This is a genomic window from Porphyromonas sp. COT-239 OH1446, from assembly GCF_000768875.1.
GTDB lineage: Bacteria > Bacteroidota > Bacteroidia > Bacteroidales > Porphyromonadaceae > Porphyromonas.
This window is the reverse complement of record NZ_JRAO01000010.1, coordinates 75701-98253: the sequence shown is the minus strand read 5'-3', so window position 1 is coordinate 98253 and position 22553 is coordinate 75701. Positions and strand designations below refer to the sequence as shown.

Sequence of the window (22553 nt, the reverse complement as noted above, 5' to 3'; positions counted from 1 at the left end):
CAACGAGCGCGGGGGAGGGCTTAGGCCCTCCCCCGCGCTCGTTGCATGAAGACTTGTCTGCTCGCTCTAGAGGCTATCGACCCGTTGGCCGCTCTTGCTCCATATAGTCGATGAAGGCCTGATTGACTAGATGGCTACCTCCAGGCGTGGGATAATCACCGCTGAAGTACCAGTCGCCTGGGTGGTTGGGGATCGCTTTATGCAGCCCCTCCATTCCCTGGAAGACGAGCTCGACCTCGGCCCTCAGATCCTTAGGACGGAGCAGCTCGACCATCTTGGCCGAGATCTCCTCATCGGTGAAGGGGGCGTAGATTGCCTTGACTACATTCTCCACGGGCTCACTCCATGGGCAGCTCGAGAGCTCTCGAGCCTTCTCATACTGCTTGTCCAGTAGGTGCATCATCCCTCGATCTCGTAGCAGTTCGACCGCAGAGCGGAAGGCGATGAACTCCTTCATTCTGCTCATATCGATCCCGTAATAGTCCGGGTAGCGAACCTGAGGACAGCTCGAGACGACGACGATCTTCTTCGGCTCTAGCCTGTCGAGGATGCTTAGGATACTCTGCTTGAGCGTAGTGCCTCGGACGATGCTGTCGTCGATGACTACGAGGTTGTCCACCCCAGGGGTTACCGAGCCATAAGTGATGTCGTAGACGTGTGAGGCCAGGTCGTTGCGGCTCTTGGTCTCGGAGATGAAGGTGCGTAGCTTAATATCCTTGATGGCGACCTTCTCGCTGCGTACTCTACGCTGTAGGATGCTTCGGATCTCTTCGTCGGTGGGCTCTTTGAGAGCCCTTAGGGCCTCGAGCTTCTCGTTATCGAGACGCTCATTCATCCCCTCGAGCATTCCGAAGTAGGCCACCTCCGCAGTGTTGGGGATGAAGGAGAAGACCGTATGATCTATGTCGTCATTCACCGAACGCAGGATGCGCTCAGTGAGCTGATGCCCTAGAGCCTTACGCTCTAGGTAAATATCTTCGTCGCTGCCACGGGAGAAGTAGATCCGCTCGAACGAGCAGGGGCGGAAGAGCTCCTTGGGCTCGAGGATCTGCTCCAGGCGCATCTGGCCCGCTCTATTGATCAGAATGGCCTCGCCAGGCTTGAGCTCACGGATCCGATCGCTCTTCACATTCATGACCGTTTGGATCACTGGCCGTTCCGAGGCCACAACGATGACCTCATCGTCAGCGTAGTAGAAGGCTGTGCGGATACCCCAGGGGTCTCTGAGCGTATAGCTCTCGCCACTGCCCGTTAGCCCGCACATAGCATAGCCGCCATCCCAAAGAGGGGCACACTCCTTGAGCAGATTGACCAGGTCGATCTCTCGCTCGATGAAGTGGGTGATCTCCATCCCACGAAGTCCCTGATCATGCCCTCGCTTGTAGACCCGCTCGACCTCTCTGTCGAGGCGATGCCCCAGTTGCTCGAGCAGGATGTGCATGTCCGAGACGTGGCGGGGGTGCTGGCCTACGGAGGCGATCTTGTCGAAGACGTCGCTCACGTTGGTGAGGTTAAAGTTGCCGCAGATGGCTAGACACTTGGCCTTCCAATTGCTGCGTCGGATCATCGGATGGACGTAGGTCAGTCCATTCTTGCCCGAGGTGCTATAGCGCAGATGCCCCATGTAGCATTCGCCTGCGAAGGGCAGGCTATTCTCCACGAAGCTCATATTGGTAAGCTGGCGAGTATCGACCTCCCTGAAGGACTGATGCACCATGTCGAAGATCTCCTTGATTGCAGAGGCTCCTTCGGCACGATGGCGGTAGAGATACTCTTCCCCCGGAGAGCTATGCAGCTTGACAACGGCCATCCCTGCACCCTCCTGCCCTCGGTTGTGCTGCTTCTCCATAAGCAGGTAAAGCTTGTTGAGGCCGTACATCCAGGTGCCGTACTTCTCTTGGTAGTAGGACAGCGGCTTGCGAAGACGAATGGTGGCGATGCCACACTCATGTTTAAGTGGTTCCATTGAGTTTGTTATGTTGGCTGGTGAATAGTGCTCTCGGGCGAAAAGGCAAGAGGCTGAGCCTCGGAGTCTTCTGCTCCTCGGTTCAGCCCCTTGCTTGAGATCACTATCTCGGTTTCATACTAATAGGGTGATGTGCTGATGCTTTGCCTAGGGTGGGTTTATCGTTTGCCTCGAGCCCGCTGGGCAGCCTGTTGCTGCTGTAGACGCTGGGCTTCCTCAAGACGCTGCATGAACTTCGACTTCTTGCGAGGCTTCTTCTTGTTCTCCTCCAGCTGCGAGAGCAACTTCTGCTCGTTGATCGTGAAGCGGAAGAAGAAGTACTGCAAGATCGTGATCAGTGTAGAGATGAAGTAGTAGTAGCTCAGGCCCGAAGCATTCTGATTGAACATGAAGAAGAACATGATCGACATCATGTAGGGCATCCACTTCATCCCTGGCATAGCTTCGCTGCTTGACGCACTCTGGTTCATCATGTATCTATTGTACACGATATTGACGATGGTCATGAGTAGGCAGAAGAGGCTGATGTGATTGCCCAGCAAGCTGCTCACTAGAGGAATGTCAAACGACCACGAGATCACTGGGTCGTAAGTCGAGAGGTCCTCGGCCCAAAGGAAGCTCTCCCCACGAAGTAGGATCGAGGTGGGGAAGTACATATATAGGGCGATGAGGAAGGGCATCTGCAGCAGCATCGGTAGGCATCCGCTCATTGGACTAGCCCCCGCCGAGCTGTAGAGGGCCATCGTCTCTCGCTGCTTCTTGAGCATAGTCTCCTGATCCTTGCCAGGGTAGCGTGCATTGATCTCCTCGACCTGTGGGCGTAGGACGCGCATTTTGGCCTGAGAGAGATAGCCTTTGTAGGTGAAGGGCGAGAGGAGCAGCTTGATGAAGATCGTTAGCAGGAGGATAATGATCCCCCACGAGCCAATGTACTGCTGTAGGAAGGTTACCACTGGGATGATGAGCCAGCGGTTGATCACACGAAAGATGTTAATCCCCAGATAGACGAGATGGTCTAGCTGTAGACGTTCAGACTCCTCTACGCCCTCGTCGTAGGAGCGCAAGAGGTCGTAGTCGTTAGGTCCGAAGAAGAAGGTAAAGTCTTGCTGCTGTGTAGCACGAGGACCAAAGGCAAAGGTCGAGCGCATCCAACAGTTGCGCACATAGCCACTGCCCTCGGGCTCCACCTTAATCTCTAGCGATGAGTCGGTGAAGCGAGAGCTATTGTTGATCAAGACAGAGCTGAAGTATTTATCCTTGAAGGCAAACCACTTGACACTCTCCTTGACACTCTCTTGGCTTTGACTGCTGGTGCTTAGGTCATCCACCTCTCCAGTAGGGTAATAATAGTAGATAGAGCTGTACTGGCCCTCAAACTTCCAGGACTGCTCGAGTTGGGGCAGACGCTGTTGCCACTCGATGTCCTGCACACTCATATTCGCTGGCAAGATCTTGTCTAGATGCGCTCCGCTGATCTGGAAGCGCACTCGATAGTCATCGGGCAACAGGGTATACCTAAAGTCTAGATGACTACTCTCGGTAAGGGGAAGGCGCATGAGGACTGTGCTGTCGGTCTGCTCCATGAGCTCGAACTGCACCTCTGAGGTGTTGATGAGCTGGTTGTCAAAGGTGCGCAGGGGAAGATTGAGGAAGATATCCTCTCGACTGAAGAGGCGCACAGGAGGCCTCTCCTCTCCTTCAGCTGTTGCGTTGTTGAGGTAGGCAGGCAAAATGGCCTCAATGGGACGAGCCCCATGGGTTGATAGGCTGAGATGGATGCGGTCGTTTTTCAGCTCGATGATCTGCTCATCTCGTCTTTGACGATAGAGGGGGAGCTGATCTTGGGCGATGCTGTCGGTCGAGGGAGAAGCCTCCGCAGGCTGTAGGGGAAGGGCCGTGGCTCGCTCAGCAGAGCTCGCCTCCTCTTGAGCTAGCTGTGCAGCTCGAGCCTCTTGCTCGGCACGAGCGATCTCCTCGGCACTCGGGCGGCTAAACCAGGAGAAGCCGAGGAGTATTGCCCCGATGAGTACGAGGCCAATTAGGGTGTTTCTATCCATTGCTAAGTCTTTCGCCGACGGCCTCCCAGATGCACTGAGGTGTGTCGGCAGTGGCTATATAGTTGTTACGTCTTGAAGATACTGAGATCGCTACTCTCTGATCGCTGCACGAACGAAGGAGAGGAATAGAGGGTTGGGGTTGACTACCGTGCTGTTGTACTCGGGGTGAAACTGTACCCCGATGTACCAGCGGTGCTCAGGCAGCTCTACGGTCTCTACGAGGCCCGTGTCGGGGTTCTCCCCTGCACAGATCATGCCCGCAGCCTCGAAGGCCTCACGATACTGGCTATTGAATTCGAAGCGGTGGCGATGACGCTCACGGATGAACTCTCGCCCGTAAGCCTCGGCGATGCGACTACCCTTGCGCAGAACGCAGTCATAGCCCCCGAGGCGCATAGAGCCTCCGAGCTCAGAGATGGTTTTCTGTTCCTCCATCAGGTCTACGACTTTGTATGGAGTCTCAGGCATGATCTCTGTCGTGTGTGCCCCCTCGAGGCCTAGTACATTGCGAGCAAACTCGATGACCATGCACTGCATCCCGAGACAGATCCCGAGTGTGGGGATGTTGTGCTCACGAGTGTAGCGCAGGGCTTCGAACTTACCATCGATGCCACGAGAGCCGAAGCCTGGGGCGATCACGACACCATCCATCCCCTCAAGCAGCTCGGCGACATTGTCCGAGGTGATCCGCTCGCTGTGGATGGAGACAAGGTTCAGACGACGCTGGTTGTAGATGGCTGCTTGCATGAGCGACTCGTCGATCGACTTGTAGGCATCCTGTAGCTCCACATATTTGCCCACGAGGGCGATATTGACAGCCTTTGTTGCTCCAGAGCGTAGGGCAAGGAATTTATTCCACTGCTCGAGGTTGATCGGATGCTCAGCGGCATCGAGGGTGAACTTCTTGAGCACCGTCTCGTCGAGCTGCTGTGCCTGTAGGGCCAGGGGAACTTCGTAGATCGTCGAGACGTCTACGCACTGCACGACAGAGTCGGGGGCGACGTTGCAGAAGAGGGCTACCTTGCGCAGGATCTCCTGCTGTAGGGGATGTTCGGTACGCAGGACGAGGATGTCGGGCTGGATGCCGAGCTCTTGTAGCTGCTTGACCGAGTGCTGTGTAGGCTTGGTCTTCATCTCGCCTGCGGCGGCGATGTAGGGGACGTAGGTCAGGTGCACGCAGAGACAATTCTGGCCCAGCTCCCATTTAAGCTGTCGTACGCTCTCGAGGAAGGGAAGCGACTCTATGTCGCCTACTGTGCCACCGATCTCTGTGATGACGAAGTCGAACTGCTTCTTCTGTCCCAGGAGCTTAACATTGCGCTTGATCTCGTCTGTGATGTGTGGGACAACCTGAACGGTCTTGCCGAGATAGTCTCCCTTGCGCTCCTTGCGGATAACGTTCTGATAGATGCGTCCCGTGGTGATATTGTTCGCACGAGAAGTTGCGATGTTGAGGAAGCGTTCGTAGTGTCCGAGGTCTAAGTCGGCCTCGTGTCCATCATCTGTTACATAGCACTCGCCGTGCTCATAGGGGTTGAGTGTCCCTGGGTCGATATTGATGTAGGGATCGAACTTTTGGATAGTTACGCTATATCCTCTTGCCTGCAAGAGTTTGCCCAGGGAGGCGGCTACAATACCTTTACCAAGCGAAGACACGACTCCACCGGTAACGAATATGTACTTAGTTTCCGACACTGTTGCTCGTCTTTTAGTATGTTAATTATCTCTATATGCTCACTCTAGCCGAGTAAGAGGGAGGAGCTGTTCGCTCGGTCTATGTGGCATAGGCTAAGCACCAAGCTCCAAAATCGGCTATGCAAAAGTACGCTTTTTATTCGGTAATTCTTCGCCCTCTTTGTTCGCCTGTGCTTAGGGTCTTGTTAGCTTCGTTTGTCCCTCGTCGTCCTATCGGCTCTCTCCCTCTTGGTCGATCTCGCTGGGGGAATGCGATTGAGCTACAAGTAGGATCGTGGGTGAAGATATAGATGTGATCTCAATAGAGGGTTAAGTAGGGTCTCGGTAGAGACCCAAATAGGATTGCAGTTGAGACTCAAGTAGGATCTCCATCGAGGTCTAAATAGGATCTCCATGGAGGCTTAGATAGGATCTTCGTCGAGGTTATGGATAGGATCTAGATGAGGGGGTAGTGAGGAGATCGGGAGAGACTAGCCCTCTGATCGGAGTGGGGGAGGGTTCGCACAGCGGGGGTAGACTAGATATGGATGATATTGCAGCGAGATCTCATATTCTTTGGGGTGAATATAGGGGTCTAGTTTGGGATGATTTGATTATATTCGCTTCGTGTTCAGCGACTCTCTCGTCGAGGCACGGATGATCGACGGATGGACTTCATGGGGAGGTTGGGCAGAGCACACGACATCCACACCACATCATACCTAATAGCGATGGCACAACGAAGAAGTATCTACCCCGTCCTCATCCTCGTATTGCTGGTTGAGGGCATCTCTACCACGATGGCTAGAGGACAGAGTAGCTCCGAGACCAATCCACCTCTCTCTGCTGCGGATACGACGCAGCTCGAGAGCAAGTACACGACCCTCAACGACCTTGTCGTCTCGGCCAACTGGGTCTATCGTAAGGAGGGTAACCTTGTGGTCAATGTTGCCCAAATCCCCAACGTCAAGCAGCTGCGCACGGATCAGGTGCTCAAGCAGATCCCAGGGGTTATCAAGCTCGAGGGTGGGGCTTATTCGCTCAATGGTAAGTCCGCCACCATCTATATCAATGGGATCAAGCAGCGCATTACGGCTGGTTCTCTCGAGGCCTTCCTCTCTAGTCTGCCCGCAACGGCAGTCTCCTCCATTGAGCTGGTGAGTATCAATACGGGTCAGTACTCGGCCAATACTGAGGCCGTTATTGATATCAAGACCCGCCCCAATATGCCATTGGGCTATTCGCTACAGCCGAGTCTGTCTGCCTCGGCCTATCGCCATGGACTCAGAGACTTTGGGAGCAGTCTCTTCTATATGGTCAAGATGAATCGCCTGCTCTTCCACAATACGTTCTCCTACAACAATAATAGGATGTACTCCCAGCAGATCGACGGTCTATTGATCGGAGGCCGAAGGGTGCTCGAGAGCGAGAGGTTGCAACAGGGGCGGACGCATGTCTTCACCTACCAAGCCTCGCTCAACTATCAGCTCCCTAGTGGTCGATCCCTGGATCTCAACGCCTTTGTGTACGATGACTTCGCCAAGCCGAAGACCGAGTGGAGCACCCCGGCGAGACAAGGTACAGAAGTGCGTCGTGAGCGTAGCGACCTCTACAACATCGCTGTAACCTATCGGATCCCCTCGACGGAGAGACGCTTCCATGGCTCTGTATCCTACTCGATCTCCTATGGTGGGATACATTCGAAGACCGATTACCTCGATGATCAAGAGCGGCTCTCGAGCAAGGCCATCCTTGATATGGAGGGCTGGATGCAAACCCTCAGGGCAAGCCTCGCCTCGAGTCTTGGCCCTTGGCAGTTGAACTATGGTATTCAGATCGATCACAACAGCATCTGGGATCGATCCGATTATCGTACCCCTACGATAGCGACAGGGCGAGAGCGGACGCTCTTCACAGGCTTCGAGCTACTCCCCGCCCTCTACGCTCAGGCTCGGTACAAGTTCGGCGACCGAGTCAGTCTGCGAGCAGGGGTACGCCTTGAGCACACCCACTATCAGTATATCCTTGGGGAGAAGGAGGAGGTGAAGCAGTTCACCAACCTCTTCCCCTCGCTACTCTTCTACTACGATAGTCCGAACTATAACCTCTCCACAGGGCTGATCTCCAATATTGTACGTCCTAACTATGAGTGGATGCTGCCTGGAGAGCGACGTGTGAATAACTATATCTCTTTCGTGGGTCGCCCCGATATTAAGCCCGTGAATGCCTATGGGTTAGTCCTGAACAACACCCTCTTTCGCTATGCGCAGCTTAATCTTTCGTGCCATTTCTTTGAGAACTATTCGGGCAGCGTTTACACCCTCGAGGATGGGCGACTCAGGCATTCGGTGGACAATATAGCTGATAAGCGTTCGTATCGGGCAAATATCGTCCTGCCCTTCGCCCTCTTCAAGCGAAAGCTTACGGGACAGCTACAGGCGAATGTGGCCTATGAACAGCTGATCAATCTGAGGAATGGCTTCACACCCCCCGCAGGTAGAGCAACGGACTACTGGGTACATAACTATAGCATGTTCGTGCGCTATGCGCCTACGGATCGATTGAGCCTGTCGGTGATGGGCCGATTCTTCCCCAACTACTCTGTTACCCTCGAGTCTCGCCCTTGGCGCACGAGGTGGGAGGTAGACCTCGAGTACTCCTTTCCCAAAGAGAAGAACCTCACGCTCTATCTCTCTTCCTATGGCCTCTTCGATCGAGATAGCTGGAGTACCTCCTATTTCCTAAGGGGGAGGTACACTCGAGGGGTGATGTACCAAGGCGCAACGGTCAACTTGGGTCTCAGGTTGCGGCTCAATAAAGGGCAGCGAGTGGTCGAGGAGTATCGAGACTATAGGCCCGATGCTTCTCGCATGCGCTAGGCTCTTTATCTCCTTCTTTGCCCATTGTTCCTTCGCTCTCCTGTCCTAAGTATAGGCAATTGGAGATAAATGCGTACTTTTGCACATACAAATGGAGAATGAGCAATGGCAACACTAAACAAAACGAAGACGTTGATGATCGACGTAGCTCGTAGGCTCTTCGCCCGCTATGGGGTGCAGAATACGACTATGAACGATATTGCCGATGCTGCCCACAAGGGACGCAGAACGCTCTATACCTATTTCAAAAGCAAAAATGAGATCGTACAGGCCATCGTAGAGCAAGAGCTGAGCTTCCTGCACAAGGAGCTCGAGGTCGCCAAGCGTCTACCCATGAGCCCAGACGAGAAGCTCATCAACCTTATCTACGTTCATCTAGAGACTGTACGTACACTGGTGCTGCGTAACGGAAGTCTTAGGGCCGAATTCTTTAGAGACATTTGGCAGGTAGAGCGATCCCGTAGTGAGTTCGACCGCAAGGAGACACTGCTCATACAGGAAGTGCTCGAGGAGGGTATTCGCATGGGTATGTTCGAGATCTCACATGCTCCCACTATGGCCTACCTGCTTCAGAATGCTGTCAAGGGTATGGAGGTCCCCTACATCAGTGGGCACATCCGCTTGCGTACCGAGCATGAGTACGAATTGCTCCGAGAGAGCGTCGTGCAGCTCGTCTTCAGAGGGATCAGGGTCAAGGAGACCAAGTAAACGATATATATGTACAACCTATTAATGATAACAAACTAACAATGGGACTACTGGACAATAAGGTAGCACTGGTAACCGGTGCTGGACGAGGCATTGGACGTGCCATCGCACTCAAATATGCACAGGAGGGAGCTCATGTGGCTATCACAGACCTCAAGATCGACGAGACTGTAGAGGCCTTCATCAAGGAGCTAGAGGCTCTCGGCGTCAAGGCTAAGGCTTATGCCTCCAATGCCGCTGACTTCGCTGCTGCTCACGAGACGGTTAAGCAGGTCGTAGAGGACTTTGGCCGCCTCGATATCCTGGTCAATAATGCAGGGATTACCCGCGATGGGCTGATGATGCGCATGACAGAGGAGCAGTGGGATCTGGTGATCAATGTCAATCTCAAGTCTGCCTTCAACCTCATCCATGCGGCCACTCCCGTGATGATCAAGCAGCGCAGCGGCAGCATCATCAATATGGCCTCTGTCGTAGGGGTTTCGGGCAATGCAGGACAGGCAAATTACTCAGCCTCCAAGGCTGGTATGATCGGTTTGGCCAAGAGTATCGCCAAGGAGCTTGGCTCTCGAGGAATCCGTGCCAACTCGATCGCTCCCGGCTTCATCATCACCGATATGACACATGCTCTGAGTGAAGAGGTGCGCAAGGAGTGGGAGGCCCAGATCCCCATGCGCCGTGGAGGTACGCCTGAGGATGTGGCCAATGCTGCAACTTTCTTGGCTAGCGATCTTTCTAGCTACGTTACTGGTCAGACGATCCACGTCTGCGGAGGGATGAACTGCTAGTGATCCCCAAGCCTATAATCAATCAGGGAGAGAGCGGCTTGCCCGCTCTCTCCCTGATTGATTTTACTCTCCTATCATTTTTGAAGCTATATGTACACCCCTACCATAGTCTACGAGGACAATCATCTCTTGGTCGTCTCGAAGCGTCCTGGAGAGATCGTCCAAGGCGATAAGACAGGCGATAGAAGTATGCTTGATGACCTCAAGGACTACCTCAAGCAGAAGTATAATAAGCCAGGAAATGTCTTCCTAGGCCTGGTGCATCGCCTCGACCGTCCTGTCGGAGGGCTGGTGATCTTTGCCAAGACGAGTAAGGCCCTTAGTCGCATGAATGCCCTCTTTCAGAAGGGGCAGGTGCATAAGACCTATTGGGCCATCGTGGCCAACAAACCTCCTCGCAGCGAAGAGCTGCTCACACATTACCTGTTACGTAACGAACGACAGAATAGAAGCTATGCCTCACTCGACGAGCGTCCTGGCAGCAAGCGTGCCCAGCTGACCTATAGGCATCTCTCCTCGGCTGAGCATTATCACCTCGTCGAGGTCGAGCTACACACGGGGAGGCATCATCAGATTCGCTGCCAGCTTTCGGCCATCGGTTGCCCGATCAAGGGGGATCTTAAGTATGGGGCTAAGAGGAGCAACCTAGATGGAAGCATCAGCCTCTTGTCTCGATCGCTGCGCTTCGTCCATCCTGTGAGCTCGGAGGAGCTTTATTTGGAGGCCCCCCTGCCTAATGATGTCCTTTGGCAGACCTTGCAGCAGCGTCGAGCAGCCTCCCTCTAGAAAGGAGTGAAATAAAATAGGCGTACCAAATAACTGGTACGCCTACTGATCAGAGCGGAAGACGGGACTCGAACCCGCGACCCTAACCTTGGCAAGGTTATGCTCTACCAACTGAGCTACTTCCGCAGTAATGATGAGTTGAGCAGCGATAGAGCGGAAGACGGGACTCGAACCCGCGACCCTAACCTTGGCAAGGTTATGCTCTACCAACTGAGCTACTTCCGCCGCTTCTCGTGGACTGATCTCTCAAATCCGAGTGCAAATGTAGGGCAAATATTTTAATTCGCCAAATATATTCCTAAAAGATATTGAGCTTTTTCCTGGGTTTCTAAAGGAATAGGCTACCACTCAAACTATTACCCCGTAAGATGCCGGGAGGCTACCGATCCCTCATGGCTAGCCCTAATGCGACCTCGATCTCGGCCAAGCGAGACTACCGCCTCCAGAAATGCGGGCTGAAGATCCCGATCACGGTGAAGACCTCGAGGCGTCCTGCCAACATCAAGAAGCACATCATACCCTTGGAGAAGTCGCTAGCCTCGCCGATATTGCTCATATATTCGCCTATGCCTGGCCCAGAATTGCTTAGGGCTGAGCAAGAGATACTAATCCCTGAGATGAAGTTATTTCCGTCTAGCATGAGCAGCATGGCCCCAGCGAAGAGCAGGAGGATATACAGCACGCAGAAGGCCAAGATCTGATGCACGACGCTAATGCTTAGCTGCTTGCCATTGAGCAGAACAGGGGTAAGCAGATGGGGTTGTACTTGCTTCTTGAACTCATTGTACAGGTTCTTGAGTAGAACTACGAATCGAGAAACCTTGAGTCCTCCGGAGGTTGAGCCCGCGCAACCATTGACGAACATGACCAGCAGAGCAAGCATCCAAAAGAAAGGCTTCCAGGAGGTAATATCTGCGGTTAAGAAACCCGTACTCGTCCCCAGAGAAACCACCTGAAAGAGTGCCTTTCGGAACGTCTCCTCTATGCTGGCATATACCCCCTCATGCCAAAGCCAAAAGGCAGTGGCCAGCGATGCTCCCAGCATCAGAGCCGAGAACCAGCGAAACTCCTCGTCCTGGAATAGCTGGCGAGGCTTGCCTGTAAGGGCGAAGAAGATCAAGGCGATATTCAGCCCCCCGAGGAACATGAACCCTGAGAGAACATACTCAACATAGGCTGAGTCGAAGGAGGATATTCCCTCGTTGCGAGTAGAGTATCCCCCAGTAGAGATGCACGAAAGAGCATGGCAGATAGCATCGAAGAGGCCCATAGGCCCAAGCCATAATAGGAGGATGAGCAGCAAGGTCTCGGCAGCATAGACGATCATGAGACGACGAGCAACGTCCTTGATACGAGGCAGAAAGCGGTCGTGCGTGATGCCTGTCGTCTCGGCATTGTAGATCTGACTAGCCCCACCGCCAAAGATCGGCAATAGGGCAAGGGTAACGACGACGATCCCTATCCCCCCCTGCCACTGCATCAGGCTACGCCAAAAGAGAAGGGCATGGGGCAATTGCTCGACCTCGTCGAATACAGTCGCCCCTGTTGTGGTAAAGCCTGAGATCGTCTCTGTCAGTGCACTCATGAAGTCGTCTGTAGCTCCGCTCATCAGCATAGGGACGGTCCCCAGGAGCGATAGGGTGAGCCAAGTGAGGGTAACGGTCAGCATCCCCTCTCTTCTGCCTACCTTTGTATTGGCCGCATATCTGCCCCGAGTCAGCAGGAGAGAGCCTATCAGTAGATAGACAAAGGTTGCGGTGAAGTAGGGGAGTAATTCATCGCCGTAATAGATCCCGACGAGGGTTGTGATGACCATCATAAGGGCCTCGATCAGACACATCTGACCCACGATACGTGTGATGAACTTGTGGTTGATACTATGCATGAGACCAGTGCTATAGAGATCTTTTTTCGGATCAGTGGAAGAGTGCCTGTAGCTCTCCGATCGGGATGTTGTGGTAGAAGATCACAATATGATCATAGGGCTCAAATACGGTATCGCCGTCGATCATCTGCGGTACGCCATTACGCACCATTCCTCCAAAGGTCATATTGCCAGGCAGGCGTAGCTGGCTCATACGCTGCTGGTCGATCTTAGAGCCTCGCTTGACCACAAATTCGGCCACTTCGGCATTATTGACTAGAGAGAGGCTGATTACCGAGCCTGTCTCCATCCCTAGGAGGATGCGATAGATATGCCCGATGGCGAGGATCTTCTTGTTGATCAGCGTCCCGATATCAAGGCGATAAGCCAGGGGGATGTAGTCGATATTCTCCTCCTTGGCAATGGTCTTGTAGACTCCGAAGCGCATTGCGGCGAGGCAGGCCAGGATATTGGTCTCGGAGTTCTCCGTTAGGGCAACGAAGACCTCGGCATCGTCGAGCCCTACTTCGTCCAGGAGCTCAGGGTCTCGGCCGTCGCCGTGGTAGATCTCTACGTTGGAGGGGAGGATCTCGGAGAGGCGCATACACTTCTCCTTGTCCCGCTCAATGAGGCAAATCCGAAGGCTCTCTGGTAGCTTGCGGATGGTCTGTGTCGCCACACGGCTAGCCCCCATGATGACCATCTTACGCACTAGAGGATTGGGCTTGCCAGTGAGTATCCGCAGCTCTTGCAGGTGGCCAGTGGTACAAGTGAAGAAGACCAGGTCATTGTGCTTAATCCTCGTCGATCCTGTTGGGATAATGGTCTCGAGATCTCGTTTGATCGCAACGACGTGGTAGAACTTATGCCCCTGCTCCCCACCGAGTTCGCTCAGAGGTCTGTCGAGGATCGGAGCCCCTTGTCTAACCTTGATACCGACGAGGGTCAGAGCCCCATTGAAGAGCTCTACATACTGCCTAGCCCACGGATTGAGCGTTGTAGAGGCGATCTCTCGTGCGGCTAGTTCCTCGGGATAGATCATTCGATCGACACCCATTTCCCCGAAGATGTCCACATATTCAGCGGCTAGATAGTCAGGGTTGTTGATGCGGGCCAGGGTGTGCAGAGCTCCGATCTTCTTGGCTAATGCACATGAGAGGATGTTAGTTGCCTCGTCGGGTGTAACGGCGACGAAGAGATCTGCCCCCTTGACTCGAGCTCGCTCGAGGTCGTCGATGAGGCGTGGGTTACCCTCTAGAGTCATCACCTCGACGCTGTGGCTGAGCTCTGACAGCTTCTTGGGGTCGCTGTCCATAAGGACGATGTTTTGCCCTTCACTAGAGAGCATCTTACTTAGATGCTTCCCCACCTCTCCAGCTCCAACGATAACGATCCGCATATTGGAAGCTCTTAGGAGGTTTGTAGGTCTTTGCCCAGCAGCTCTAGAGCTGTGCGCTTGATGGAGGCATGGTCTAGGCCGCAGTAACTACGCTGCTGCTCGGGAGTGCCATGAGCGATGAATTCATCTGGTAGGCCAAGGCGACGGAGCTTCGTCGCATAGTCTCTCTCTAGGATGAGCTCAGCGATGGCAGAGCCAACCCCCCCGATGAGCGTACCCTCCTCGACACTGATGGCACAAGGACACTCGCTGAGCACGCGGTGCAGGAGCTCGAGATCCAAGGGTTTAGCAAATACGAGGTCGATATGCCCAGCATCGATCCCCTCGGTTCTCAGTTCCTCAACCACCCGAGCAACCTCGACCCCGATAGGGCCGATGCTTAGGAAGACCAGCTCTCGGCCTCGGGTTAGTTCTCGACCCTTACCCAGGGGGTGGAGCTGCATGGGGACTTGCCAGTCTATGACCGATCCTTTGCCTCGGGGGTAGCGTATAGCCACTGGGCCGCTCCAGTGCAGGCAGGCGGAGTACATCAGATGGCGCAGCTGTTTCTCATCCATGGGCGAACAGACGCTCATGTGTGGTATCCCTCTGAGGTAGGAGAGGTCGAATGCCCCCTGATGTGTCGCCCCATCTTCGCCGACCAGACCTGCACGGTCGAGGCAGAAGACTACGTGGTTGTCGAGCATAGCCACATCGTGGATGAGCTGATCATAGGCCCTCTGCATGAAGGTAGAGTAGATATTGCACACCGGGATCAATCCCTCGGAGGCCATGCCCGAGGAGAAAGTAACTGCATGCCCCTCTGCAATGCCGACGTCGTACATCCTCTCGGGCATTGCCTCCTCGAGCATAGACATGGAGCAACCCGAGGGCATGGCGGGCGTGATGCCGACGATGCGCGGATCCATCCTGGCTAGCTCGATGAGGGTTTGGCCGAAGACATCCTGAAACTTCGGAGGCTCTGCTGCTGGGAGGGCTTGCTTGCGCTCGCCCGTCTCGGGGTCGAACTTACCTGGGGCATGCCAGATCGTAGGCTCTTGCTCGGCAGGCCCATAGCCCTTGCCCTTGGTCGTAGAGATGTGTAGCACTCGAGGGCCTTTGAGCTTCTTGATCTCCTCGAGGACATGTACCATACGCAGTACATCGTTGCCGTCTATTGGGCCAATATAGCGCAGGCTAAAGCTGTCGAAGAAGTTCGGCTGCCTCGAGACAATAGCCTTGAGGCGGTTGTTGAAACGCTGGATCTCTCGCCCTCGACCATCACCGATCACATTGATTTTGCGTAGACCTCGATACACTCTGTGGCGCATTTGGTTATAGGTCTTGTTGGTCAGTAGATTGACGAGATAGCGGTTCAGTCCACCCACGTTTCGGTCGATGGACATATTGTTGTCGTTGAGGATGATCAGTAGGTTGTTGGGGAAGGAGGAGGCATTGTTGAGCCCCTCAAAGGCTAGACCTCCCGTCATCGATCCGTCTCCGATGAAGGCCACCACATTACGGTGCTCACCCTTGCTCGCTGAGGCGACAGCCATCCCTAGGGCTGCGGAGATAGAGTTCGACGCATGCCCTGCGGCGAAGGTATCATAGGGGCTCTCGGCTGGCAGAGGGAAACCCGATAGACCGCCCCACTTGCGTAGGGTGTGGAAGGCCTTTCTCCTGCCCGTGAGCAGCTTGTGGATGTAGGCCTGATGCCCCACATCCCACACGATACGATCATAGGGAGTATCGTAGACATAGTGCATGGCTACGGTTGCCTCGAGAGCCCCGAGGTTTGACCCGAGGTGTCCGGGGTTGATCGAGAGGGCATTGAGCAGATACCAGCGCAGCTCTTGGCAGAGCTGAGGCAGCTGCTCTCGAGGAATCCGCTTGAGGTCTTGCGGTGAATGAATCGTATCTAGTAGCGGGTACTTCATAGCTTGGACGACGTTGTTGGGCTTTTGAAGCTCGTAGTAGTATAAGTGATCATCATATAGGGGGCTCATCAGAGCCTCACCATGCGAGGTAAATTATTCAGGGCGTAGAGCCACAACGAGCTCCTCCTCGCTCAGGCTATGCTGCTCGCCCGTGGCCATATTCTTGAGGGTGATTGTATTCGAGAGACGTTCGCTCTCGCCCACGAGGGCGACGAAGGGGATATGTAGGGTATTGGCATAGTTCATCTGTTTCTTGAGCTTGGAGCTCTCCGGGTAGAGCTCTACTCTAAGACCTCGGCGGCGCAGGCGGGCCACAAGGGGGATGAGGTAATGCTCCTCCTGCTCAGAGAAGTTCACGAATAGGAGCTCCGTACCTCGGCTGGTCTCCTCGGGGAATAGGCTCAGCTCTTCGAGGACGTCGTAGATACGATCTGCCCCGAAGGAGATCCCCACACCACTCAGACCGGGCATCCCAAAGATCCCCGTAAGGTCGTCATAGCGTCCACCGCCTGATATACTGCCGATGGAGGCATCCAGGGCCTTGACTTCGAGGATCGCCCCAGTGTAGTAGGAGAGGCCTCGAGCCAAGCTCAGATCGACTACGAGTTCACTCTCTAGCTCTACGCTCTCGAGGCGATCGAGGATGAAGCGCAGCTCCTCAATCCCTTTGAGTCCTGTGGGGCTTGAGGCGAAGATCACCTCGAGCTCCTTGAGCTTGTCTAGGTTATTGCCCTTGAGCTCGAGGAGTGGCTGTAGGCGAGCGATGGTCTCCTCGTCGAAGCCCTTGCTGCGGAGCTCATCATTGACCTTGTCCTGGCCGATCTTGTCCAGCTTGTCAATAGCTACGGTGATATCTACGAGTCGGTCTGCAGCCCCGATCACCTCGGCCATCCCGCTGAGGATCTTACGGTTGTTGAGCAGGATGCGTGTGCGCAGCTTCAAGCGGCGAAAGACCTCGTCGATGATCTGTAGTAGCTCGACCTCATTGACCAGCGAGGTAGAGCCGATCACATCCGCATCGCATTGATAGAACTCTCGATAACGCCCCTTCTGTGGCCTGTCTGCCCGCCATACGGGCTGGATCTGATAGCGGCGGAAGGGTAGGGTGATCTCATCCCGGTGCATGACCACATAACGGGCGAAGGGGACGGTTAGGTCATAGCGCAAACCCTTCTCGCACAGCTTGGCGGAGAGGCGATTGAGCTGAGGGTTCTCTAGCTCCTCGGGTGATACACCCTTGAGATAGTCTCCGGAGTTAAGTACCCTGAAGAGCAATCTATCCCCCTCCTCCCCATACTTGCCCATGAGGGTGGAGAGCTGCTCCATCGTCGGGGTCTCGATCTGTTGGTAGCCATAGAGGGCGTAGACGGAGCGGATGGTGTCGAATATATAATTGCGTCGGGCCATCTCTATGGGCCCGAAGTCTCTCATTCCTTTGGGAATACTGGGTTTCTGCATATTGGTTGGTTGGCCGAGGCCTGGTGATTGATCTATTTGATGGGTATAGCTCCCCTTTTGGGGCGTTGAAGTTCGTAATAAGTGCTGCTGTATGGATTGCGCTCATCCTGTGGGCAGTGCTCCTGTCGGATGATCTGCCATTCATCGAGGTCGTAGGAGGGGAAGAAAGTATCTGCATCGCTAATCGAGATCTCGACCTCGGTCAGATAGAGCTTGTCCGCCCTGTCGATGAGGCTGCGGTAGAGCTCGCCTCCTCCGATGACGAAGACCTCCTCGTCGCTTGTCTCGAGAGCCTGGAGAGCCTCCTCGAGGCTGTGGTAGAGCTCTGCCCCTGGAGCTTCGGATAGTGTGCGGCTGACGACGATATTGCGCCTATGGGGTAGAGCCCCGTTGGGCAGCGACTCGAAGGTCTTGCGCCCCATGAGGATGCTGTGCCCAGTGGTCAGGGCCTTGAACCTCTTGAGGTCTTGGGGCAAATGCCAGGGCAGGGTGTTGGCTCGCCCAATGGCTCGCTCACGAGATACCGCAACGATGAGAGATAGGATCATGATGGATATACCTTAGAATTATACCGAGACGAGACCTGCTATGTGCGGATGAGCCTCGTAGTCTCTGAGCTCAAAGTCCTCGAAGCGGAAGTCGTCGATCTCTTGGATCTCGGGGTTCAGCCACATCTTGGGTAGCGAGTACGGTGTCCGCTCGAGCTGAGTATCCACCTGCTCGAGGTGGTTGAGGTAGATATGTAGGTCTCCGAAGGTATGTACAAACTCGCCTGCCTCCAGCCCTGTAACTTGGGCGACCATCAGCAGCAGAAGCGCATAAGAGGCGATGTTGAAGGGCACTCCGAGGAAAGCATCTGCGCTCCTTTGGTAGAGCTGTAGGCTCAGCCGACCTCCCTGCACATAAAACTGCATGAGGCAATGGCACGGGGCCAGGGCCATTTCGTCGATCTGGGCGACATTCCACGCACTCACAAGCATCCGCCTACTATTAGGGTTGGTACGGATCTCTCGGACAATGTCCTGTATCTGATCTATCGTCCCTCCCGAATAGTCAGGCCACGAACGCCACTGTGCCCCATAGATAGGGCCGAGCGATCCGTCGGCATCGGCCCATTCGTTCCATATCCTCACCCCGTGCTCCTGTAAGTAATGGACATTGGTGTCTCCTCGCAAGAACCACAAGAGCTCGTAGATGATACTCTTCAGATGTAGCCTCTTGGTCGTCAGGAGTGGGAAGCCCTCCTTGAGGTCGAAGCGTATCTGATAGCCAAAGGTGCTGATCGTACCCGTTTCTGTACGATCGTCCTTGACCTCTCCGTGAGTTTTGATATGTCTCAGTAGTTCGAGATACTGCTTCATACTTGCTTGGCTCTTCTTTTCTTCACATAGCAGGAGGCATAGCCCCGAGGGCGAGCGATGAGCCTCGTCGCCTGCAAGGGGTCCACCCTGTAGTAACTAGTCGGGCAAAGATAGTCAATTCCGAGCCTAGAGCAATGCTTTGCTCGGCATAACGTCCCGAGTCTATACGGAGCTCCAGTATGTGGGTGAGGAAGGAGTGGGGCGAGGGTCTTCTGTCTCTGCCTCATGACCCTCTCGAGATAGAGACAGATAGAGGTGTCTCGGGGAGAGGTGTCGAGGCACTCCATTTCGATCCTACTTAGACCACAATTGAAGTATAGATAGGATCGCAAGTGAGACCCAAGTAGGAGTTCCACCTCGATCCTATCTATACCTCGATCGAGGCTCTACTTGTACCTCTATTGAGTGTCTAGAGAGGTCTTTATCGAGGCCCTATCTAGCACCTCAAGCGAGCCTCGATCGAGACCTCAGTGGCATGCCTTAGTCGAGCGACTGAGACGGCAAGGGCAGAGCCCCAGTTAGCCGAAGCCGATCAATAGATCGCATAGATCAGACAGCAGAGCAAGTGATAGAGGCCCTCGAGAGCCCTTGCTTATTCGTGCCGCACATGAAGATTCTCTGCTGAGCCTCGTGTGCAGCACGCTCGATTTTACAGCCTATCTTGCCCGCATTGTTGTATCTTTGTTCCTGATATATAGCCCTCATGGGCACTACAAAACATTATGGCAAGCAAAGTACTCACCATCATACCAGCTCGATACGACTCGAGCCGCTTCCCCGGCAAGCCCCTTGCAGATATCCTCGGTCGACCCATGATCCAGCGGGTCGTTGAGCGAGCCCTTGAGATCGTAGACAGAGCTGTCGTGGCAACTGATAGCCCGCTGATCTACGAAGCTGTACAGAGCTTTGGCGGCGAGGTGGTCATGACCGGGACGCATCACCGCTCGGGTACTGAGCGATGCATCGAGGCCTTCGAACTCATTGGCCAGGGCGAGGAGCTCGTGCTCAACCTACAGGGCGATGAACCCTTCATTCAAAGGGAGCAGATCGCCTCTCTATTAGCGGCCTTCGAGGACGAAGCGATCGACATCGCCACCCTAGCTGAGGCCCTGCCGAGCGACACCCCTGACGCAGTCCTTCACAACCCCAACATGGTCAAGCTCGTCCGCTCGACCTCGGGAGAGGCCCTCTACTTTAGCCGCTCGGTCATCCCCCATCTCAGAGGGGTGGAGAGCGAGCTTTGCCGCCATCATCGCTACTACCGCCATATCGGCCTCTATGCCTTTCGCTCTAGGGTTTTGCCTCAGCTCAAGAACCTCTCCGCCTCCCCTCTCGAGGTGGCCGAGTCTCTCGAGCAGCTGCGCTGGCTAGAGGCAGGCATGCACATCGGTACTCGAGAGACAACTACCGCTACGATCGGGATAGACACCCCCGAGGATCTCGAGCGGGCGATCGACTATATTCGTCGTGAGGGTCTATACTCAGACGAAGGCAAAGTGCAGGTATGATCGACAGCCAAACCAAACAGCATATCCTAGACACGGCCAATATCCTCGAGGTCGTGCAGGACTTCGTTCGCCTGCGCAAGCGAGGGGTGAGTTATGTGGGGCTATGCCCCTTTCACAGCGACCGTAATCCATCCTTCTACGTCAATCCCGCTCGTAATATTTGCAAATGCTTCTCCTGTGGTGAGGGCGGTTCGCCCGTGCACTTCATCATGAAGCACGAGCAGATGGACTACAATGAGGCTCTGCGCTACCTAGCCAAGAAGTACAATATCGAGATCCGAGAGCGAGAGCTTACCGACGAAGAGCGACGCATGGCCAGCGAACGGCAGAGCCTGCTCATCATCAACGAGTATGCCCAGAGCTTCTTCGTCGATCAGCTGCACAATAGCCCCGAGGGGCAGCGTGTCGCCTTGGAGTACTTTCGTGAGCGAGGCATTCGCCCCGAGACGATCAAAAAGTTTGGCCTGGGGTACTCCCCCGAGGAGCGTAGTGCCTTGACCGATGCAGCCCTAGCAGCAGGCTATAAGCTCGAGCGTCTCATGGGTGTAGGGCTCTCTCTCCAGTATGATGAGGGTAGGCCTGCTGTAGACCGCTTCCGAGGTCGAGTGATCTTCCCCGTGCGCAATTTGGCGGGCAAGTATGTGGCCTTCGGTGGACGGATCATGGGCCAGCGAGACAAGGTCGCCAAGTACATTAATTCGCCCGAGAGCCCCATCTACTCCAAGGGGCGAGAGCTCTATGGGATTTATTGGGCCAAGTCCGCCATATCTCGACAGGATAAGTGCTATCTAGTCGAGGGCTATACCGACGTGATCTCGATGCATCAGTGCGGTATCGAAAATGTAGTTTCCTCTTCAGGCACAGCCTTAACCATCCCACAGATCCGACTGCTCAAACGCTTTACCTCTCAGATCACAGTGCTCTATGACGGTGATAGCGCAGGCATCAAAGCAGCTCTTAGGGGAATAGACCTTCTGCTCGAGGAGGGACTCAATATCAAGGTTGTGCTCCTGCCCGAGGGCCACGACCCCGACTCCTACGCTCAGAGCCACACGGCGGAGGAATTCCTCCGCTTCCTCAACGAGGCCGAGACCGACTTCATACACTTCAAGATTAGGCTGTATCAGGAGGAGATGGAGCGAGACCCCATCAAGCGGGCTCAGCTCATCTCCGACATCCTGCGCAGCATTGCCCTCATCCCCGATACCATACGCCGTACGGTATTGATCCAGAGCTCTGCCGGCGAACTCAAGATGGATGAGCGCATTCTCATGGATGAGATCCGCCGCCTGCGTCAGAGTGGGATCCATGCCTCTGGCTATTATCAGCCTGAGCCTCAGTCTGCCGCTAGCCCTACCCCCTCCCCACTGCCACAGAGCGAGGCGAGGGTCGAGGTAGCTCCTGAGCCTGAGGCCTCCTCTTCACAGGAGGTCAGAGAGCTGCTACCCACACCCCGATCGGCTGCCCCCTACGAGATTGAGCTGCTGCGCCTACTGATCAGCAAGGGGGGCGAGACGATCCTCATCTACGACGAGGAGCTTGCCCATCAAGAGCCCGAGACACAAGGCCTCATCTCCTATACCCTAACCGAATACATTGCGGGCGAACTAGAGCTCGATGGCGTACTCGATCTCTTGACCCCTCTGATGAGCCAGATACTCTCAGAGGCCCTTGAGGACTGCTTGCCCAGACAGCTTAGTTGTGCCACCTACTTCAGCAACCATGCCGAGGAGGACATTCGCCGACTATCGGCCGACCTACTGAGCGATCGCTATGCTGACGATCGGGTAGGCGAGCCCCTCGGTATCGAAGCCTGGGAGCATGAGACAGATCCTGAGCAGCGAGAGGTACTGCGCCTCGAGTATCTGCATAGACAGCTCCTCGAGGAGCAGCGTGGTCTGGGCGAGGAGGTCTTGAGGGCCTTGGACTATATGCGTATCTCCTTCGTCCTACAGACCATCCGAGAGGTGCAGCAGGAGATCCGAGAGGCACAGCGGCAGGGCGACAGCCGACGCATTACCGAGCTCATGCTCGAGCTCAAGGAGCTCAATGAGCAGAAGAAGGACTTCGCCCACGCGCTCGGTGAGCGCACCATTATTGGCTAGGCTCTAGTCTTGATACACAATCGCCCCTGGCTCGATTTCGAGCCAGGGGCGATTGTGTATGGAGGATAGCTCCTCCTGTCCTCT

Annotated in this window: 15 protein-coding genes and 2 tRNA genes; 6 read left to right on the top strand and 11 right to left on the bottom strand. The window is 54.8% G+C overall.

Annotation, left to right across the window (positions count from 1 at the left end; genetic code table 11):
• Positions 1-73 precede the first annotated feature (73 nt).
• The 3 genes from HQ37_RS02090 to HQ37_RS02080 all read right to left on the bottom strand — a co-directional run bounded on the left by HQ37_RS02090 (position 74) and on the right by HQ37_RS02080 (position 5718).
• Complete coding sequence (locus tag HQ37_RS02090; RefSeq protein WP_036879695.1) at positions 74-1966, bottom strand: amidophosphoribosyltransferase; 1893 nt, start codon at positions 1964-1966, stop codon at positions 74-76.
• Positions 1967-2124: 158 nt separating this feature from the next.
• Positions 2125-4023: a membrane protein insertase YidC gene (gene yidC, locus HQ37_RS02085; protein ID WP_036879692.1), complete on the bottom strand. Its 1899-nt coding sequence runs from the start codon at positions 4021-4023 to the stop codon at positions 2125-2127.
• Positions 4024-4113: 90 nt separating this feature from the next.
• Complete coding sequence (locus tag HQ37_RS02080) at positions 4114-5718, bottom strand: CTP synthase (RefSeq protein WP_036879688.1); 1605 nt, start codon at positions 5716-5718, stop codon at positions 4114-4116.
• Positions 5719-6428: 710 nt separating this feature from the next.
• On the opposite strand from HQ37_RS02080, the gene HQ37_RS02075 reads away from it, so the two are divergent.
• The 4 genes from HQ37_RS02075 (at position 6429) to HQ37_RS02060 (ending at position 10858) form a co-directional block, all read left to right on the top strand.
• The gene (locus HQ37_RS02075; protein WP_052080692.1) at positions 6429-8576 is read left to right on the top strand and encodes a TonB-dependent receptor domain-containing protein; all 2148 of its coding nucleotides are present in this window, start codon (positions 6429-6431) and stop codon (positions 8574-8576) included.
• A 105-nt stretch (positions 8577-8681) separates the two neighbouring features.
• Positions 8682-9284, top strand: a complete 603-nt coding sequence (locus tag HQ37_RS02070) for a TetR/AcrR family transcriptional regulator (RefSeq protein WP_036879685.1) — start codon at positions 8682-8684, stop codon at positions 9282-9284.
• Positions 9285-9325: 41 nt separating this feature from the next.
• Positions 9326-10072: a 3-oxoacyl-[acyl-carrier-protein] reductase gene (gene fabG, locus HQ37_RS02065; protein WP_036879683.1), complete on the top strand. Its 747-nt coding sequence runs from the start codon at positions 9326-9328 to the stop codon at positions 10070-10072.
• Between the two features lie 90 nt (positions 10073-10162).
• Positions 10163-10858, top strand: coding sequence for an RluA family pseudouridine synthase (locus tag HQ37_RS02060; protein ID WP_036879682.1), 696 nt, complete (start codon positions 10163-10165; stop codon positions 10856-10858).
• A gap of 53 nt (positions 10859-10911) precedes the next feature.
• Here HQ37_RS02060 and HQ37_RS02055 read toward each other — a convergent pair.
• From HQ37_RS02055 to HQ37_RS02020, 8 genes are all read right to left on the bottom strand, one after another.
• Positions 10912-10984 (bottom strand) — tRNA-Gly (locus tag HQ37_RS02055).
• A gap of 26 nt (positions 10985-11010) precedes the next feature.
• Positions 11011-11083 (bottom strand) — tRNA-Gly (locus tag HQ37_RS02050).
• A gap of 208 nt (positions 11084-11291) precedes the next feature.
• Positions 11292-12743, bottom strand: a complete 1452-nt coding sequence (locus HQ37_RS02045; RefSeq protein WP_036879681.1) for a TrkH family potassium uptake protein — start codon at positions 12741-12743, stop codon at positions 11292-11294.
• Positions 12744-12774: 31 nt separating this feature from the next.
• Positions 12775-14121, bottom strand: a complete 1347-nt coding sequence (trkA, locus tag HQ37_RS02040; RefSeq protein ID WP_036879680.1) for a Trk system potassium transporter TrkA — start codon at positions 14119-14121, stop codon at positions 12775-12777.
• A gap of 11 nt (positions 14122-14132) precedes the next feature.
• A complete protein-coding gene (gene dxs / locus HQ37_RS02035; RefSeq protein ID WP_036880180.1) occupies positions 14133-16037 on the bottom strand; it encodes a 1-deoxy-D-xylulose-5-phosphate synthase in 1905 nt (634 codons plus the stop codon).
• 93 nt (positions 16038-16130) lie between these two features.
• Complete coding sequence (gene hisS / locus HQ37_RS02030) at positions 16131-17495, bottom strand: histidine--tRNA ligase (protein ID WP_036879678.1); 1365 nt, start codon at positions 17493-17495, stop codon at positions 16131-16133.
• A gap of 32 nt (positions 17496-17527) precedes the next feature.
• Positions 17528-18043 carry a dihydrofolate reductase gene (locus HQ37_RS02025; protein ID WP_036879676.1) on the bottom strand — a complete coding sequence of 172 codons (516 nt, stop codon included), beginning with the start codon at positions 18041-18043 and terminating at the stop codon, positions 17528-17530.
• An 18-nt stretch (positions 18044-18061) separates the two neighbouring features.
• Positions 18062-18856, bottom strand: coding sequence for a thymidylate synthase (locus HQ37_RS02020; RefSeq protein WP_036879674.1), 795 nt, complete (start codon positions 18854-18856; stop codon positions 18062-18064).
• 722 nt (positions 18857-19578) lie between these two features.
• On the opposite strand from HQ37_RS02020, the gene kdsB reads away from it, so the two are divergent.
• Complete coding sequence (gene kdsB, locus HQ37_RS02015; RefSeq protein ID WP_036879672.1) at positions 19579-20364, top strand: 3-deoxy-manno-octulosonate cytidylyltransferase; 786 nt, start codon at positions 19579-19581, stop codon at positions 20362-20364.
• Complete coding sequence (dnaG, locus tag HQ37_RS02010; protein WP_036879668.1) at positions 20361-22469, top strand: DNA primase; 2109 nt, start codon at positions 20361-20363, stop codon at positions 22467-22469. The genes kdsB and dnaG overlap by 4 nt, the downstream gene beginning before the upstream one ends.
• Positions 22470-22553: the final 84 nt, after the last annotated feature.

Bases quoted from the DNA above. Each gene is read 5' to 3' on its own strand.
- HQ37_RS02020 (WP_036879674.1), bottom strand. From the start codon at position 18,856: ATGAAGCAGTATCTCGAACTACTGAGACATATCAAAACTCACGGAGAG.
- HQ37_RS02025 (WP_036879676.1), bottom strand. From the start codon at position 18,043: ATGATCCTATCTCTCATCGTTGCGGTATCTCGTGAGCGAGCCATTGGG.
- HQ37_RS02045 (WP_036879681.1), bottom strand. From the start codon at position 12,743: ATGCATAGTATCAACCACAAGTTCATCACACGTATCGTGGGTCAGATG.
- dxs (WP_036880180.1), bottom strand. From the start codon at position 16,037: ATGAAGTACCCGCTACTAGATACGATTCATTCACCGCAAGACCTCAAG.
- hisS (WP_036879678.1), bottom strand. From the start codon at position 17,495: ATGCAGAAACCCAGTATTCCCAAAGGAATGAGAGACTTCGGGCCCATA.
- HQ37_RS02070 (WP_036879685.1), top strand. From the start codon at position 8,682: ATGGCAACACTAAACAAAACGAAGACGTTGATGATCGACGTAGCTCGT.
- dnaG (WP_036879668.1), top strand. From the start codon at position 20,361: ATGATCGACAGCCAAACCAAACAGCATATCCTAGACACGGCCAATATC.
- trkA (WP_036879680.1), bottom strand. From the start codon at position 14,121: ATGCGGATCGTTATCGTTGGAGCTGGAGAGGTGGGGAAGCATCTAAGT.
- HQ37_RS02075 (WP_052080692.1), top strand. From the start codon at position 6,429: ATGGCACAACGAAGAAGTATCTACCCCGTCCTCATCCTCGTATTGCTG.
- HQ37_RS02060 (WP_036879682.1), top strand. From the start codon at position 10,163: ATGTACACCCCTACCATAGTCTACGAGGACAATCATCTCTTGGTCGTC.
- HQ37_RS02090 (WP_036879695.1), bottom strand. From the start codon at position 1,966: ATGGAACCACTTAAACATGAGTGTGGCATCGCCACCATTCGTCTTCGC.
- kdsB (WP_036879672.1), top strand. From the start codon at position 19,579: ATGGCAAGCAAAGTACTCACCATCATACCAGCTCGATACGACTCGAGC.
- fabG (WP_036879683.1), top strand. From the start codon at position 9,326: ATGGGACTACTGGACAATAAGGTAGCACTGGTAACCGGTGCTGGACGA.
- yidC (WP_036879692.1), bottom strand. From the start codon at position 4,023: ATGGATAGAAACACCCTAATTGGCCTCGTACTCATCGGGGCAATACTC.